The 17,286-nt window shown below is 64.1% G+C and carries 12 protein-coding genes; 11 read left to right on the top strand and 1 reads right to left on the bottom strand.

The genetic code is table 11. The annotated features are described in order from the left end of the window. Nucleotides 1-251: 251 nt before the first annotated feature. From NPS46_RS16075 to NPS46_RS16025, 11 genes are all read left to right on the top strand, one after another. Entirely contained in the window at nucleotides 252-1,337 is a 1,086-nt protein-coding gene (locus NPS46_RS16075) for an alkene reductase (RefSeq protein ID WP_274108779.1), read from the top strand. Continuing rightward, entirely contained in the window at nucleotides 1,334-3,184 is a 1,851-nt protein-coding gene (locus tag NPS46_RS16070; protein WP_274108778.1) for a long-chain-acyl-CoA synthetase, read from the top strand. The genes NPS46_RS16075 and NPS46_RS16070 overlap by 4 nt, the downstream gene beginning before the upstream one ends. Then, the gene (locus NPS46_RS16065) at nucleotides 3,177-4,262 is read left to right on the top strand and encodes an MBL fold metallo-hydrolase (RefSeq protein WP_274108777.1); all 1,086 of its coding nucleotides are present in this window, start codon (nucleotides 3,177-3,179) and stop codon (nucleotides 4,260-4,262) included. Before NPS46_RS16070 ends, NPS46_RS16065 begins: the two co-directional genes overlap by 8 nt. Nucleotides 4,263-4,329: 67 nt before the next feature. Then, nucleotides 4,330-6,009, top strand: a complete 1,680-nt coding sequence (locus NPS46_RS16060) for a DUF1302 domain-containing protein (RefSeq protein WP_274108776.1) — start codon at nucleotides 4,330-4,332, stop codon at nucleotides 6,007-6,009. 114 nt (nucleotides 6,010-6,123) lie between these two features. Beyond that, complete coding sequence (locus NPS46_RS16055; RefSeq protein ID WP_274108775.1) at nucleotides 6,124-7,335, top strand: thiolase family protein; 1,212 nt, start codon at nucleotides 6,124-6,126, stop codon at nucleotides 7,333-7,335. 4 nt (nucleotides 7,336-7,339) lie between these two features. Then, the gene (locus NPS46_RS16050; RefSeq protein WP_274108774.1) at nucleotides 7,340-8,284 is read left to right on the top strand and encodes an OB-fold domain-containing protein; all 945 of its coding nucleotides are present in this window, start codon (nucleotides 7,340-7,342) and stop codon (nucleotides 8,282-8,284) included. Nucleotides 8,285-8,547: 263 nt separating this feature from the next. After that, nucleotides 8,548-9,519 (top strand): WD40/YVTN/BNR-like repeat-containing protein, encoded by a 972-nt coding sequence (locus tag NPS46_RS16045; protein WP_274108773.1) that lies wholly within the window; start codon nucleotides 8,548-8,550, stop codon nucleotides 9,517-9,519. A gap of 10 nt (nucleotides 9,520-9,529) precedes the next feature. Next, on the top strand, nucleotides 9,530-11,950 hold the full coding sequence (locus NPS46_RS16040; protein ID WP_274108772.1) for an efflux RND transporter permease subunit: 2,421 nt from the start codon (nucleotides 9,530-9,532) through the stop codon (nucleotides 11,948-11,950). Between the two features lie 185 nt (nucleotides 11,951-12,135). Beyond that, nucleotides 12,136-13,380 (top strand): helix-turn-helix transcriptional regulator, encoded by a 1,245-nt coding sequence (locus NPS46_RS16035; RefSeq protein WP_274108771.1) that lies wholly within the window; start codon nucleotides 12,136-12,138, stop codon nucleotides 13,378-13,380. A 128-nt stretch (nucleotides 13,381-13,508) separates the two neighbouring features. Beyond that, nucleotides 13,509-14,276 (top strand): SDR family oxidoreductase, encoded by a 768-nt coding sequence (locus NPS46_RS16030; protein ID WP_274108770.1) that lies wholly within the window; start codon nucleotides 13,509-13,511, stop codon nucleotides 14,274-14,276. Nucleotides 14,277-14,290: 14 nt separating this feature from the next. Continuing rightward, nucleotides 14,291-15,124, top strand: coding sequence for an SDR family NAD(P)-dependent oxidoreductase (locus NPS46_RS16025; protein ID WP_274108768.1), 834 nt, complete (start codon nucleotides 14,291-14,293; stop codon nucleotides 15,122-15,124). 45 nt (nucleotides 15,125-15,169) lie between these two features. On the opposite strand, the gene NPS46_RS16020 is transcribed toward NPS46_RS16025, so the two are convergent. After that, nucleotides 15,170-17,206, bottom strand: coding sequence for an NADPH-dependent 2,4-dienoyl-CoA reductase (locus NPS46_RS16020; protein ID WP_274108766.1), 2,037 nt, complete (start codon nucleotides 17,204-17,206; stop codon nucleotides 15,170-15,172). Between the last annotated feature and the right edge of the window lie 80 nt (nucleotides 17,207-17,286).

Below are 17,286 nucleotides of genomic sequence, written 5' to 3'. Positions count from 1 at the left end.
AACGGGTGCTCCCGGTCTTGTTCTAGTGGCTGGATGCTCGACGCATCGTGCCGGTTTTTCATCGTCCGTTCAGACCAGTTTTTCCCCTCTGGCCAATCGTCTTGGCGCAAGCAAAACCTAGTCTTGACGGACGATGTTTCGAGCGCGCTCACGGTCAATCATTTGGCCCATATCCGGCTCTGCGCAATCGATTGCCGTCAGGCGGCGAAGATTGTGGCACGGCGTGAAATCCCTGTAGTGAAGGAACTGACATGAGCATTCTGTTCGAGCCTGTGTGCCTCGGTGAGCTGCAACTGGCCAATCGTATTGTCATGGCGCCGATGACCCGCAGCCGGGCCGATGCGCGTGCGGTGCCGACGGCCGAGATGGTCGACTACTACCGCCAGCGCGCCAGTGCCGGACTGATCGTGGCCGAAGGAACGGCACCCTCGGCCAGCGGCCTGGGCTATTGCCGGACCCCGGCGATTTACACCGGCGAGCAGATTGCAGCGTGGCGGCGCGTCACCCGTGCGGTGCATGACGCCGGCGGGCGGATCGTGCTGCAGTTGATGCATGTGGGCCGGGCCGCAAGTCAGCACAACAAGCCGCTCGGTGCGCCGACGGTGGCGCCCTCCGCGTTGCGTGCGCAGACCCAGGTGTTCAGTGACACCGCCGGGCTGGTCGATACCGAGCAGCCCGAGGCGCTGAGCCTGGAGGGGATTGCCCAGGTGATCGGCGAGTACCGCCAGGCGGCCCTGAACGCCCGCGAAGCCGGGTTCGATGGTGTCGAACTGCACTGCACCAGCGGCTATCTGCCCATGCAATTCATGGCCTCGGGCAGCAATCTGCGCGCTGACGCCTACGGCGGCAGCGTGGCCAATCGGGTGCGTTTTCCCGCTGAGGTGCTACAGGCCATGGCCGCTGCGATTGGCGCCGGTCGGGTCGGTTTTCGCCTGTGCCCCGGCAACAGCTACAACGATATCCAGGACGCCGATCCGCTGGCCACGGCCACGGCCCTTTGCTCGGCAGTCGAGCCGTTGGGCCTGGCCTACCTGCATATCATGCGTTCGCCGCTGGGCGAGCTGGACGCCTTTGCCCTGGCGCGCCAGCATCACCCCAGCGGGCTGATTCTCAACGATGGTTTCGATGGCGCTTCTGCCGCCGCAGCGCTGGTTGCCGGGGAGGGCGATGCGGTCTCGTTCGGCCGTCATTTCATTGCCAACCCGGACCTGGTCGAGCGCTTGCAGCGTGGCTTGCCCCTGGCCGGCTTTGACCGCAAGACCCTCTACACCCCGGGTCCTCGCGGCTACACGGATTACCCTGTCCAGGCGAGCCAGGCCCTGGAGGTGACGCCATGAACCAGGCTCTTGCGGCTCGCGTGTCGAGCAGCGTCGTGGTGCCCCGCGAGCAGACCCAGGCGTTGCTCGACCAGCGTGCCGTTGCCAGTGGGCAGATCAAGCCCGGCGACCGCTACACCCTGGCCGATCGTCTGGAGCAGCAGGCTCAGCGCTTTGGCGAACGGCCTTTTCTGATCTATGCCGAGCAGACCCTGAGCTACGCCGAAGTCGACGCCCGCGCCAATCAGATGGCCCATACCTTCTATGCCAAGGGCCTGCGCGCCGGCGATGTCTGCGCAATTGCCATGGAAAACCGCCCGGCGTTTTTCTGCACCTGGTTTGGCCTGGTCAAACTGGGTGTGGTGGTGGCGTTTATCAATACCCAGGTCCACGGCCGCGCGTTGTTGCATGCTTTGGAAACCACCGCCGCCAAGGCCGTGGTGATCGGCGAGGAGTGCCTGGGCAATCTGCAGGCCACCGAAGGCCTGCCGTCGGTGCCGTTCTGGTTGGTCCCGGACCCTGAGTACCCGGCCGGCGAGCCACTGCCCAAGGGCGTCGACCGCCAGTTTGCGGCACGCCTGGACAGCGCCCCACGCACGGCCTTCCCCCGGGATATTCGTGCCGATATCCGGGCCGAAGAACCGACACTGCTGATCTTTACCTCGGGCACCACGGGTTTACCCAAGGCTGCGCGCTACAGCCATATGCGCTGGATGTCCTCGGGCGATGTGATGGAAGTAACCCTGCAGGCGACCTGCGAGGACGTGTTCTATTGCTGCCTGCCGTTGTACCACGGCGCTGCTGCGACCTCGGTCACCTCGACGGCGCTGCGGGTGGGCGCCAGTATCGTGGTCCGGCGCAAGTTCAGCGTCCGCGAATTCTGGAAGGATGTCGCCCGCCACCACATCAGCGTGTTCCAGTACATCGGCGAAATCTGTCGCTACCTGCTCAACCAGCCAGTGGTCGCGGGGGAGCGCGAGCACAGCCTGCGCTGCATGTTGGGCGCCGGCCTGACTCCGGAGTCCTGGCAGCGCTGGCTCGAACGCTTTGGCCCGATCCAGGTCTTCGAGGGCTGGGGCGCCACCGAAGCCAACGCCAATCTGATCAATGTCGACAACTACGTCGGCTCCTGCGGGCGTGTGCCGGACTGGGCCAAAACCAATCTGCGGCTGGTACGTTTCGACGTGGAAAACGATTGCCATCCCCGGGATGAACACGGCTTTTACCAACTTTGTGAAGTCGGTGAGGTCGGCGAGGCGATGGGGTTTATCGTCGACCATCCGCAGATCGGCGGCGGTCGCTTCGAGGGCTATACCAACCCCGAGGCCAGTGAAAGCAAGATCCGCCGTAATGTCTTTCGCGAAGGCGATGCTTACTGGAGTTCCGGCGATCTTTTGCGCTATGACGCCGATGGCTACTGCTATTTCGTCGACCGGATCGGCGACACCTTTCGCTGGAAAAGCGAGAACGTCTCCACCCTGGAAGTGGCCGATGCCCTGAGCGAATTGCCGGGCCTGGAACTGATCAATATCTATGGCGTACAGGTGCCGGGCAACGAAGGCCGGGCCGGGATGGCGGCGGTGCTGATGCAGCCGGGTCGGGCATTCGATCCCGCGGCCCTGTTCGCCCTTGGCGAAGCCAGCCTGCCGCGCTATGCCGCGCCGGTCTTTGTCCGTGTTACCCAGGCGGCTGACCTGACCAGCACCTTCAAGCTGCGCAAGGTCGACCTGCAACGCCAGGGCTATTGCCCCCAGGCGTGCGGCGATCCGCTGTTTATCCGCGATGAGGCGGCGCGCACCTATCGGCCGTACTCCGCACAGGCCCTGGCCGACGCCGGGCTGGCGCCCTTTGGTGGCGCCCATGGCTGACCTCGAAGCCTTGGGCCATGAGGTGCGCAGCGGCCTGCGCTATCCCTGGCGCGAGGCGCCTGCCAGTGGTGCGGTGCTTGAGGTTGCTGCGGGGGTGTTCTGGTTGCGCATGCCGCTGCCGTTTCGTCTCGACCATATCAACCTCTACCTGCTGCGCCATGAAACCGGCTGGGTGATTGTCGATACCGGAATGAACACGGCGCAAACCCGTGAAGTCTGGGATCAGGTGCTGATCGAGGTCTGCGATGGCCTGCCGGTGCTGGCAGTGGTCTGCACGCATTTTCACTCCGACCATGCCGGCGTGGCCGGCTGGCTCGCCGAGCGTTTTCGCTGCCCGATCTTCATGACCGCCGGCGAGTTCCAGTGGTTGCACCTCAATGCGCCGAGCGAGGCGCGGCCAGCCTGGGCCTTCCTGGACTTTTACCTCAAGGCCGGTTTCAGCCGCGAAGACGCGACCCAGATGCTCTCGGTCATCCAGAACGGCAGTTTTCGGCCCCTGCCTTGCAGCGGCTTTCGTCGCCTGGTCGCGGGCAGTCGGTTGCGCATTGGCGGGCGGACCTGGCAGGTGGTGATCGGCAACGGCCATTCGCCCGAGCATGCGTGCCTTTATGCAGAGGATGACGGCCTGCTGATTTCCGGCGACCAGGTGCTGCCACGCATCACGTCCACCGTTGGCGTGCAGGTCACCGAGCCCGAGGCCAATCCGCTGCGCGACTGGCTGGACTCGATCGAACACCTGCGCTCATTGCCCGACAGCGTGCTGGTACTGCCGGCCCACGAGCGACCGTTCTTCAATTTGCATCAACGCCTGGACCAGTTGCAGGCCCATCACCAGGCCCACCTGGCGTCGCTGCTGACCCTCTGCGAGGCGCCGCGCAGCGCGCGCGAGCTGATGGTCGAATTGTTCCCCAAACTATCGGGTCGTTTCGACGAACTGATGGCCCTGGGTGAAACGTTGGCCCATGCCAACTACCTCATCGCCGAGGGGGCGCTCGTGCGGGAGGAATACGGGGGGCTCTATCGGTATCGACGCTCCCCGGCGGGGACGCTGGCACCGGATCCGCTCGTGGTGTTTTGAGTGGGCCGGCGCACGGTGAAGTTGAACATTCCAGGCGACCAGTCGGTCGTCACTCAGGAGAGTCAGTGTGATCAATAAGAACAACAATAATTGTACTGGTCTTGGCCCGCACGGAGTCCAGGTAGCCTGCCTGGCGGCGGCCATCGCTGTGGTTTCGCTACCGGCCTGGTCGGGTGAAACCATCGAGTTCGACGACGGCACCACTGTCGACTGGTCGGTGACCACCAGCTACGGCATGGGCGTACGTTTGGGCAATCCGAGCGACCGGCTGTTGGTCCCCGCTGGGCGTAACGCCGACGATGCCAACCGCAACTTCGATAAGGGTAGCCTGACCACCAACCGTATCGGCGCCCTGGGCGAGATGATCGTGCGCAAGGACAACTACGGCGCGGTGGTACGAGCCAGTACCTTCTACGACGATGTCTACCACCAGAAAAACGACAACGACTCCCCCGGCACCGTCAACAAAAACGGGCGCAACGACGAGTTCACCAGCGACACCAAGTACTACAGCGGCGGCCGCACGCGCCTGCTCGACGCCTATGTGTTCAGTGGCTGGCGCTTTGCCAATGACACCATGCTCGACGTCAAGGCCGGGCGGCACATCGAGTCCTGGGGCGAGAGCCTGTTCTATCCCGGCGTCAACGGGGTACAGAACCCGTCCGATGCGGTCAAGGCCGCGCAGCCGGGGGTTGAGGTCAAGGAAATCCTGCTGCCGGTGGGCCAGTTCTCCGCGTCCTACCGCTTGAATCCCCAGCTCACCTTTGGCGCCTATGTGCAGTACGAATGGAAAGGCACCGAGTTGCCGCCGGTAGGCAGCTACCTGTCGGGCAGCGATGTGACCGGGCCGGGCCGCGAATTCATTCTTAACGCCGACGGCTCGCGGATCAACTACCGCGGCACTGACGAGCCACGCGATGGCGGGCAATGGGGGGTGCAGGTTCGCTACCGGCCGGTACCGGCGCTGGAGCTGTCGTTGTTCCATGTCAACTACCACGACAAGAACCCGGCGACCGCGCTGGTCGGCTATGACCCGGTCGCCTTGGGCGGTGGCCTGTATATGGGCAGCCCCAATGGTTACCGGGTCAAGTACTTCGAAGACATCAAGCTGACCGGTGTCAGCGCCTCGACCAAGATCGGCGATGTGCAACTGGGCGCCGAGTGGTCCTACCGCGATGGCGCGCCGGTGATGGTGCTGACCAACCTGGGCCCGGTACCGGCCAAGGGCAAGGGGCAGCAGTTCCAACTGTCGGCCATTCGCATCCTAGGCGATCGGCCGTGGGCCAGCCAGACCTCGCTGACGGCCGAGCTCGTACGGGTTCAGGTCGACAGTGTCCAGAGTGCGTCCGGCGCGAGCAATCTGCAGGGCTACAACCTGATACCGGTGTACGCCAACCTGGTCAAGGACTCCGACAACTACACCTATCGGAACGCGGGCGGCTGGCGTGACAAGTCCTCGATGGCTTACACCGTCGGCGCCTCGTTCAGCTATCCGGGAGTGTTCGAAGGTTGGGACCTGGAAGTGCCGGTGAATTTTTCCAACGTGTTCACCGGTGCCGCGCCGATGGCCGGGACCATTGCCGGTGTGCAGGGCGACCGTCGCCTGGGCATCGGGACCACCTTCAAGTACCTGGGCAACCTGGAAGTGGCGCTCAAGTACACCGGTTACCTGGGTGAAGCGAACCTGCGAGACCGGCCGATGGCTGACCGTGACTACGCCACCTTCTCGATGAAATACACCTTCTGATCCCGGGCTCGCGCCTCTAACCGTGCGGTGCGCAGCGGGCGTTCCTGCCGCTTGCGCGCCGGCATTCATGCATAGACGACTGTTCGCGGCGCTGGCCGCGCAGTGGGAGGAAACATGGGTCTTAAAGGTCACGCGGCCATTGTCGGTACCGCGCAGTACAAGCCAGAGAAATACGCCACTGCGCCGAAGATGTTCCATCTTGAACAGGTCGCCGACCTGGCGGCCCAGGCCTTGCGCGATGCGGGTCTGCGGGCCGAGGATCTCGACGGGCTGGTGATCAATGGCCCGCAGTTTCATGAAGCCTCGGTATTTGTCCCGGCCATGGCCGCCGAATACCTGGGCCTGCGTCTCAATTTTGCCGAAGTGGTCGACCTGGGTGGCTGCACCTCGGTGGGCATGGTCTGGCGCGCGGCTGCGGCCATCGAGCTGGGCCTGTGCCAGGCGGTCTTGTGCGTGCTGCCGGCACGCATGGCGCCGTTTGGCCCCGATGAAGACCCGAGCTGGATGGCCCGGGCCATGCGTTTTGGCGGCCACAGTACGGCGTTTGGCGCACCCGAAGCGGAGTTTGACCTGCCGTATGGGCATATGGGCCAGAACACCGGCTACGCAATGATCGCCCAGCGCTATGCCGCGCAGTATGGCTACGACCCGCGGGCCATGGCGAAGATCGCCGTGGATCAGCGCACCAATGCCCAGGCCAACCCCCAGGCGATGTTCTACGGCCAGCCACTGACCATCGAACAGGTGCTGGCGAGCAAGAAAGTCGCCGACCCGCTGCATGTCCTGGAAATCGTCATGCCGGTGGCCGGCGGCGCGGCGATGATCATCGCCTCGCGGGAAGTCGCGGCCCGTGCGCGCAAGCGTCCGGCGTTTATCAAGGGCTTTGGCGAGCACCTGGCCTTCAAGTCGCCGTCCTATGCCGCGGACATGCTTCACACGCCCATCGGGCCGGCTTCCGAGCGTGCGTTTGCGATGGCCGGCTTGAAACCCGCCGATGTCGATGCCGCACAAATCTACGACTGCTACACCATCACCGCGTTGCTGACCCTGGAAGATGCCGGGTTCTGTGCCAAGGGCGAGGGCATGGCATTTGTTCGCGAGCATGACCTGACCTGGCGCGGCGACTTCCCGATGAACACCCATGGTGGGCAGCTCAGTTTTGGCCAGGCCGGGTCTGCCGGTGGTATGTCCCAGGTCATCGAAGCGGTGACGCAGATCGCCGGCCAGGCTGGCGAGCGGCAACTCCAGCGTTGCGACAACGTCTACGTCTCCGGCACCGGTGGCGTGATGAGCGAGCAGGGCGCATTGATACTTCAGGGAGCATAAGAGCATGTCCAACAACAAACCGATGCCGGTGCCGACTGAAATCTCCGCACCGTTCTGGGAAGGCCTCAAGGCCGAGCGCCTGTTGATCCAGCAGTGCAATGCCTGTGAGCACTGGATTTTCTACCCGCGCCGACATTGCCCGGTCTGCCTGGCCCACGACCTGGCCTGGCGCGAAGTCAGCGGCGGCGCGACCCTCTACAGCTTTACCCTGACGCGTATTGCCACCTTGCCCGACTTTATCGACGAAATGCCGCAGAAACTGGCGGTGGTCGAGCTGGACGAAGGCGTGCGGATCAACACCAATCTGGTGGGCCTGGAAGAGGACGAGATCCGCATCGGCATGCGCCTGCAGCCGGTGTTTGCCGAGGTCGATGCCAAGGGCAACCGACTGCTGCGCTTTACCGGCCTGGACAAGGATGCGGCGCGCCTCAAGGGCTTGCCGTCGGCGGCAGAAACGCCGGTCGTTGCGCCTGCGCCCACGGTACGCAAGATCGACCTGAACGACACCGCCAGCCTGCAGGCCCTGGTGGGTGAAACCTTCAGCGAGTGGAGCAACAGCGTGGTGGTCGACCAGGCGTTGATTGATGCCTTTGCCGTGTTGTCTGGGGATGACTACTGGATCCACACCGACCCCGAGCGCGCGCGTAAGGAAAGCCCGTTTGGCGGCACCATCGCCCACGGCGCGCTGGTCCAGGTGCTGCAGTCGCGGATGAAGCTGGCGCTGGACTTCGAGATCAGCGGGTTCAGTACCATGATCAATTATGGCTCTGACCGCCTGCGCTTCCCGGCGCCGGTCTCGGCCGGCTCGCGGATCCATTCCCGGGCGCGGGTCAAGCGGGTCGAGCAATTGCCACGAGGCACCCAGTTGACCCTGGAACTCAATACCCACGTGGTGGGCAATGAGCGACCGTCGGTCATCAACGACCTGGTCATTCTCTACCAGCCATAACGCCCACGGTAACCACCTTGCAGGAGCGAGTTGACTCGCTCCTGCAGTCGTTTGTGCCCATGGATTTTGCGACGTTGACCCGCCGGTCATCCCTGGCGAATTTTTAAGCCATATGGACGATGTTTCCCAACGCGCTTGCCCTGAGTATCCCCCTAGGCAATGCCCATCTCACTCGCCGCGCCCTGCGCGGATCCTGACAAGAACAAGAGGATTGGCCGCATGACCCCCTTTGCGTGTATCAGTCTCGAACCGGAGTGCCGTCCATGCGTTCAGTAGTCGGCTACTTGGTCTGTCTGGTGGTCGCCCTGACCATCGCCTTCACCTTCACCCCCAAGCCCGCGCCGGTCCAAACCGAGCTGGCGCTGCGTTCCGATCGCGTGCAAATCAACGGGCTGCTGACTCTGGGCCCGCGGGTGATTGCGGTGGGTGAGCGCGGCAGCATTCTGCTAAGCGACGACCAGGGCGTGAGCTGGCGTCAGGCTGACGTGACGCCGCAACGGGACGTAGCGCTCACCGCCCTGGTGGCCTTGAGCGAGCAGCGTCTGCTCGCCGTTGGCCATGACGGCTGGATCCTGCGCTCCGACGATGGTGGCAACCACTGGCAGGAGGTGCGCCATGACGCCCAGTTGGGCGAGCCGTTGCTGGGCATCTGGTCCGCCGGCAATGACCAGGCGCTGGCCTTTGGCAGTTTCGGCAAGTTCTACCAGTCCGCCGATGGCGGGACGCACTGGCAGCCGCTCGCGCTGCCCGTCGACAGTGCCCATCTCAACGGCATGGATGGTGACCGCGACGGCCGGCGCATGCTCGTGGGCGAGCAGGGCCTGGTCCTGCGCTCGGCCGACGGCGGCCAGCACTGGCAGACCCTCCCGGCGTTCTACAACGGTTCGCTGTTCGGCATCGTCCGTCTGAGCGCCGACCACTGGGTGACTTATGGCATGCGCGGGCATGTGTTTGTCAGCCGCGATTTTGGTGACAGCTGGACCCAGGTGAAGCTGGGCAACCAGTTGCCGCTCTATGGCCATGTGCTGTTGCCCGATCATTCCGGGCTGTTGATCGTCGGCGCCGGGAGCGCGCTGGTGCGCCTAGATGCCCAGGGTGGGCTGGTCGGGGTCGGACGGATGCCCGGGCTGGGCACGCTGACGTCTGCCGTGCTGGTCGGCGAGCGGCTGCTGGTGGGCGGCGAGCGTGGCGTATTCCAGGGTTCCAGTGGCAGCGTTGCTGCCCTCGGCAAGTGAGAGGCGGGTCATGAATCAAGGTAATAACTGGGTGACACAGGCGGTCCATGCCTGCGCCGATCGGCTGATGGCCTGGCGCAACGGTTTGTTGCTGGTGTTTGTCCTGCTCACCCTGGGGCTGGGCTATAGCGCCACCCACACGCAACTGGATCCGGGCTTTAACAAGCAAATCCCGGTGCGCCATGAATACATGGTCAACTTCCTCAAGTTCAGCCAGTACTTCACCGGGGCCAACCGCTTTTTGGTCAGCGTGCACTGGAAGGGCGAGGGCGATATCTACAACCGCGAATTCCTCGACACCCTGAAAAAGGTCACGGATGAGGTGTTCTTTATCTCCGGGGTCAATCGCGCCAGTGTGACCTCGCTGTTTACCGCCAATGTGCGCTACATCGAGATCACTGAAGCGGGCTTTTTCGGCGACGTAGTAGTTCCGCCACGTTTTGGCGGCAGCGCCGAGGACCTGGCCCAGGTGCGCAGCAATACCGCCGCTTCCGGGCAGATTGGTCGCCTGGTGGCCAATGACCAAAAGTCGGCCATGGTCCGTGCCGACCTGCAGGACCTCGACCCACAGACCGGCCAGCCGGTGAATTACGCCGAGGTGGCCCAGCGTCTGGAGGACATCCGCGCCAAGTATGCCAACGCGCAGATCGAGATCAATATCGTTGGCTTCGCCAAGCTGGTCGGCGATGTGGTCGAGGGCCTGAACACGGTGATCGGCTTCTTTGTCGTGGCCTTCCTGATTACCGCCGTGCTGCTCTGGATGTACTCGCGCTCGCTGCGCCTGACGGTGGTCGCGCTGGTCGTCGCGTTGCTGCCGGTGGTCTGGCTGCTGGGCCTGTTGCCCCTTTTGGGGCTGGGTATCGACCCAATGTCGATCCTGGTGCCCTTTCTGATTTTCTCCATCGGCGTGTCCCATGCGGTGCAGATGACCAACGCCTGGAAGCAGGACGTACTGGCCGGCAGCGATTCGGTGAGCGCGGCCCGGGCGGCGTTCTGCAAGATCTTTATTCCCGGTTCGCTGGCACTGCTGATGAATGCCTTGGGCTTTGCGGTGATCATGCTGATCGATATTCCCATCGTCCATGAGCTGGGTGTCACGGCGTGCATCGGCGTGATGCTGATGATCGTCACCAACAAACTGATGCTGCCGATCATCATTTCCCACCTGCGCCTGGAGCCGAGTGTGATCCGCCGGGCCCAGCGCAAGTCGGCCGGCCGGCACCGCCTGTGGTGGCGGCTGTCGGCCCTGGCCGAGCCGCGCCCGGCGCTGGCGGTGTTTGCCATCAGCCTGTTGCTGCTGGCGGCAGGCGCCTACAAGGCCCGCGACCTGGCGACAGGGGACATCGGCGCCGGGGCGCCGGAGCTGCGTGCCGATTCGCGCTACAACCTGGACAACCAGAAAATCATCAGCAGTTACTCCATTGGCCTGGATGTGATGTCGGTCTTTGTCCAGGTCCAGAATGTCGAGGAGGGCTGCCTGTCACCGGAAGTGATGCGCGCGGTCGAGGCGTTTGATTTTCGCATGCGTGCCGTCACGGGTGTGCAGTCGGTGCAAAGCGTCGCGGGCATGAGCAAGGTGGTGATTGCCGGCAACAACGAAGGTAACCCGCGCTGGGCCGCCATTCCGGGCTCGGCCCGGGGCTTGAGCCAGGGCGCGCGGGCTTATCTGCCGGATGATGGGCTGGTCACCGATGGCTGCCAGCAGATGCAGATCCTGGTGTTCCTGACCGACCACGAAGGTGCGACCCTGGGCCATGTGCTGGCTGAAGCGCAGCGGATCATCGCCCAGGTGGCCACGCCCCAGGTCGAGTTCCTGCTGGCGGGGGGCAATGTCGGGGTCATGGCGGCGTCCAACGAGGCGGTCAAACGGGCGGAAATCGTCATGCTCGCGGCGTTGTTCGGTTCGGTGGCGCTGTTCTGCTGGCTGACCTTTCGCTCGATCCGCGCCGTGCTGTGCATTCTGGTGCCGCTGGCCATTGTGGCGATTCTGTGCAACGCGCTGATGGCCCTGCTCGGCATCGGCCTCAAGGTCGCGACCCTGCCGGTGATGGCCCTGGGGGTGGGCGTGGGGGTCGACTACGGGATCTACCTGTACGAGCGGATCCAGCATGAAATGGCGGCCGGGGCGGACCTGCGCGAAGCGTTCTATCAGGCCATGTGCCAACGCGGCACGGCAGCGGTGTTCACCGCCCTGACCATGTCCATCGGGGTCTGTACCTGGGCGTTTGCTCCGCTCAAGTTTCAGGCGGATATGGGCGTGCTGCTCTCGTTCATGTTCCTGGTCAACGTGCTCGGGGCGATTTTCCTGCTGCCGGCGCTGGCGGCCTGGTTCAACCGCGGACGCCGTCTGGTGGCGCTCGAACCGGGCGTTCGGCGTGCCCCGAGCGGGCATTACCCGCTGCGCCAGCAGACCGCCGCCAAGGACATTTGAGGGCCGAAAATATTCTTGTTACGGCTCTTGTGGAGTGATTGAGGGCGCGGGAGACTGTGGCGCGCGGCCTTGCTTCAGCGCCGCGCCAAGCGTGCAGCAGCCATCGGGGGAAACGCCTCCCCGGGCCGAAAAAATAAAAATAAAAAGGGAAGGCGTCAGGCCTTACCCGTGCGAAGGAGAAGACTGTGGAAAATGCTGTCTTGACCCATCAAGCCCTGGCCAGTGTCGGCCTTGATCTGGCTGGCTACGACCGGCTGATCGGCGAGTTCTACGACGGTGCCCTCGACCCCAAGTTGATGGCGCAGATCCTCAAGAATCTTCGCGTTCTCTATGGAGCCAATTACGTGACCCTGATCCTGCGGGTGCCGGATCAACCGGACATGGGGCTGATGATCGTCGCGGGCGATATCGAAGGCGAGGGCGAGGTGATCTGCCATTGCTACCCGCAAACCAATACGCCCTTTGCCAATCAACCCCTGGATTATGTGTTTACCGTCGATGACGTGATGACGGCCAGCGAGTGGGAGCACTGCGCCTACTTCAAGATGTTCTGCGGCCCGCAAGGGGTTTACCACGTGATGGGCGCCGATATCTCCACGCCCGACGGCGGCAAGCTGCGGTTTCGCATTACCCGGCCCAAGTCGGCGCCTGGCTTCAATGCCAATGAGCGCGCGCTGTGCGCCATGTTTCTGCCGCACCTGCGCCGCGCCCTGCATATGCATAACCTGCTGGACCGCAGCGAATCGTTGAGCGAGCGCTATTCCCAGGCTATTGGCCGCCTGTCGGTGGCGACCCTGGTGCTGGACGAGAGTGGCAGCGTGCTGCGGGTCAATCCGGTGGCCCAAGAGATTCTGGCCAGCGCTGACGGCCTGAAGCTGGTGGGCGGGCGCCTGGAAGCGACGTATCCCAGTGACAACCGTGAGCTGCAACGGCTGATCCGCCACGCCTTCTCCGATCAGGCCCGCGCCAGCGTGACCAGCGCAGAGGCGATGTCGGTGACGCGGCCCTCGGGGCTGGTCAACCTGGGGTTGGTGGTCGAGTCGATTCCGTCCCTGGAGTGGGCCGATGAAAAGGGCAAGCCGGCGGCGCTGGTGTATATCCGTGATGCGGCGAGCAAATCGCTGGCCAGTGAAGTGGTGACCAAGCAGCTGTTCAACCTGACCAAGTCCGAGACGGCCCTGGCCATGGAGCTGGCCAATGGCTTGTCCCTGGAAGAAGCTGCCGAGGTCCTCAATATCCGTCGCAATACCGCCCGTGCGCACTTGCGCTCGATCTTCTCCAAGACCGGTGTGCGGCGTCAGACCGAACTGGTGCGCATCCTGCTCAACAGCGTGGTGGCCTTGGGAAAGCCAAAGCTGGCGCTAAAGCCAGCTGAACGGCTCAAGGTGCCGCCGCCGCAATTGGCTACCGTGGTCCGCCGTCAGGCCTGAACCCGCTCCGCAGGGTGGAGCCCGCTGGCTTCACCCTGGATGTAATCCCGGTTTTTTTAGTCCGCCCGGACGATGTCGCGCCGTGGGCGGCGTTCCCATACTGCTCGGACCCTTTACGGAGAAAAACTATGCCAGTTACAGCTATCAGCGGTTCCGCCTCGGGTATCGGTGCGGCGGTCAGTGCTGCCTTGCGCGCGGCCGGGCACCAGGTGATCGGGATCGACCGGGCGAATGCCGAAGTCGAGGCCGATCTGTCCACCCCCCAAGGCCGCCAGGCGGCCATTGCCCAAGTGCTGGAACTGAGCGGCGGTGTACTGGATGGCCTGGTCTGCTGTGCGGGCGTTGGGGTGACCGCACCGTCCGTTGGCCTGGTGCTGGCGGTCAACTACTTTGGCGTCAGTCAGTTGCTCGACGGCCTGGCCTCGGCCCTGGCCAAGGGGCAGCAACCGGCGGCCTTGGTGATCGGCTCGGTGGCCGCGACCCATGGCGGTGCCGAGCAACAACCCATGGTCGAGGCGATGCTCGCCGGTGACGAGCTGCGGGCCCTGGAATTGGCCAGCGCCCTGGGCCAGCCCCATGTGGCCTACGCCTGTTCCAAGTATGCGGTGACCAGCCTGGCCCGCCGCCTGGCGGTGGATTGGGCAGCCCAGGGCATTCGCTTGAACGTGGTCGCCCCGGGCGCGGTGCAGACCCCATTGCACCAGGCGTCGCTCGACGATGCGCGGTTTGGCCAGGCGGTGCGTGAGTTCGTCGCGCCACTGGGCCGGGCCGGCACGCCCGAGGAAATCGCCGCGGTGGTGGCATTTTTGCAGTCCGCCCAAGCCAGCTTCGTGCATGGCAGCGTGATCTTCGTCGATGGCGGCATGGACGCCATGGTCCGCCCACAGCGTTTCTAAGAAAAGGAACTGCAATGAACAAGGTGGCATTCATTACCGGCGCCAGCCGCGGTATTGGTCGGGCAACTGCGCTGGCCTTTGCGCGCGCCGGGTTCGACCTGGCGATCAGCGCCCGCACGATCGATGAAGGCGAAACGCATCCGCACGCCTTGCGCGATAACAGCGGTGCGCCGTTGTCCGGCAGCCTCAACAGCACGGCCCAGGCGATTCGCGACCTGGGGCGCCGAGCGCTGGTGGTGCCCATGGACTTGCTCGACAGTGCCTCGGTGCTGGATGCCTGTGGGGCGGTGTTCGCCGAGTACGGGCGGGTCGATGTACTGATCAACAACGCGATCTACCAGGGCAGCGACCTGAATGCCGGGTTTCTCGACCTGCAACCGCAGACCCTCGAACGGGTGTTCCAGGGTTATGTGCTGACGCCCTTTCTCCTCACGCGTGCGGTGGTGGAAAAGATGCTGGAGCAGGGCGGCGGCGTGGTGATCAATGTCACCTCCGGTGCCGGTGAATGCGATCCGCCGATTGCTGCCAGCCAGGGCGGCTGGGGCTATGCCTATGGTGCGGGCAAGGCCGCGGTCTCGCGGTTGGCCGGGGTGTTGGCCGTGGAGTTGGGGGAACAGGGGATTTGTGCGTACACGGTCAATCCGGGGGTGGTGACCACCGATGCGCTCAAGGCCACCATCGGCGACCAGGGCCTGATTGCCCTGCGCGCCGGCAGTGCGCCGCCCGAGGTGCCAGCAGCCGTGATGCTCTGGCTGGCGACATCCGCAGAGGCCCCGCGTTTCCAGCGCCGTACCCTTGCAGTACAAGCCTTTGCGCGGGAGCAGAATATCGTTGCCGACTGGCGTTGATCGCGGCCCTTCGGGAGGTTGGGTCCCGAAGGGCAGGGCGCGGTCTTAGAGTTCTGCCGCCAGTCGCGAGCCCTGGTTGATCGCGCGCTTGGCATCCAGCTCGGCGGCGACGTCCGCGCCGCCGATCAGGTGTACGTTCTGTCCGGCGGCCACCAGGCCGTCGTGCAGTTCGCGCAGCGGATCCTGGCCGGCACAGATCACCACGTTGTCCACCGGGAGCAGTTGTGGCGCGCCTTCGCCGATGCGGATATGCAGGCCGGCATCGTCGATCTGCAGGTACTCGACGCTATTGAGCATCTGCACCTGTTTGTTTTTCAGGCCGGTGCGGTGGATCCAGCCGGTGGTCTTGCCCAGGCCGTCGCCGACCTTGGATTTCTTGCGTTGCAGCAGGAAGACCTGGCGCGCCGGGGCATGGGGCTGGGGCTTGACGCCGGCGACGCCGCCACGGGCCTGCAACTGGGTGTCGATGCCCCATTCCTTCCAGAAGGCCTCGCGGTCCTGGCTGGTCGAGACGCCCTGGTGGACCAGGAATTCCGACACGTCGAAGCCGATGCCGCCGGCGCCGATCACGGCGACCGAATGGCCCACCGGCTTGCGCTCCAACAACACGTCCAGGTAGCTCAGGACCTTGGGGTGTTCGATGCCGGGAATCGCCGGTAGGCGCGGGGCAATGCCAGTGGCGAGGATCACTTCGTCGTAGCCGCCGGCGACCAGTTGGGCGACGTCCACGCGGGTGTCGAGGCAAACCTCGACGTGGCTGGTCTGCAGTTTGCGCTTGAAGTAGCGCAGGGTTTCGTAGAACTCCTCTTTGCCCGGCACGCGCTTGGCCACATTGAATTGGCCGCCGATCTCGCTGGCCGAATCGAACAGGGTGACTTGATGCCCGCGTTCGGCGGCCACGGTGGCGGCCGCCAGACCGGCGGGGCCGGCACCGACCACGGCGATTTTCTTCACCTGGGTGACGGGCAGGTAATTGAGCTCGGTTTCGTGGCAGGCCCGTGGGTTGACCAGGCAGGTGGTCAGCTTGCCGCCAAAGGTGTGGTCCAGGCAGGCCTGGTTGCAGCCAATGCAGGTGTTGATTTCGTCGCTGCGCCCTTCGGCGGCCTTGTTGACGAAATCGGCGTCGGCCAGGAATGGCCGGGCCATGGAGACCATGTCGGCATCGCCTTCGGCGAGTACCTGTTCAGCGATTTCTGGGGTATTGATGCGGTTGGTAGTGACCAGCGGGATCTGCACCGAGCCGCGCAGCTTGGCCGTGACCTTGCTGAAGGCCGCGCGCGGCACCTTGGTGGCGATGGTCGGGATACGCGCTTCGTGCCAACCGATCCCGGTGTTGATAATCGTCGCGCCGGCCTGCTCGATGGCCTGGGCCAACTGCACGATCTCTTCCCAGGTGCTGCCGCCTTCCACCAGGTCGAGCATCGACAGACGGAAGATAATGATGAAATTCGGTCCAACGGCTTCGCGGACCCGGCGCACGATTTCGACCGCCAGGCGCATGCGGTTCTCGTAGCTGCCGCCCCAGCGGTCGGTACGGTGGTTGGTATGGGCCGCGAGGAACTGGTTGATGAAGTAGCCTTCGGAACCCATGATCTCGACGCCATCGTACTCGGCGTTTTGCGCCAGGCTGGCGCAGGTGACGAAATCGGCGATCTGCTTCTCGATGCCGTCTTCGTCCAGTTCCCGGGGCTTGAATGGGTTGATTGGCGCTTGGATCGCACTCGGTGCCACCTGTCGTGGGCTGTAGGCATAGCGTCCGGCGTGGAGGATCTGCATGCAGATCTTGCCACCGGCTTCGCGTACGGCCTGGGTAACGATGCGGTGCTTATCGGCTTCTTCCTGGGTTGTCAGCTTGGCCGCCCCGGAATACACGCCACCTTCATCGTTGGGCGCGATCCCGCCGGTGACCATCAGGCCGACGCCGCCACGGGCACGCTCGGCGAAAAACGCTGCCATGCGCTCGAAGCCGCCCGGCTTTTCTTCCAGGCCGGTGTGCATCGAACCCATCAGGGTACGGTTGCGCAGGGTGGTAAAGCCCAGGTCGAGCGGGGCCAGCAGATGAGGGTAGTGAGCGGCGGCCATAAATGACTCCACAACAAGCAGGTTCACGGAATGCGGGAGGCTTCTTGGCCCCACGTCGGTTATGTCTGGCACCTTAAAGA

The organism is Pseudomonas putida (assembly GCF_028682395.1).
GTDB classification, from domain to species: domain Bacteria; phylum Pseudomonadota; class Gammaproteobacteria; order Pseudomonadales; family Pseudomonadaceae; genus Aquipseudomonas; species Aquipseudomonas putida_AB.
Note: the sequence above shows the minus strand (reverse complement) of the source record. Positions and strands in the feature narration are given on the sequence as shown.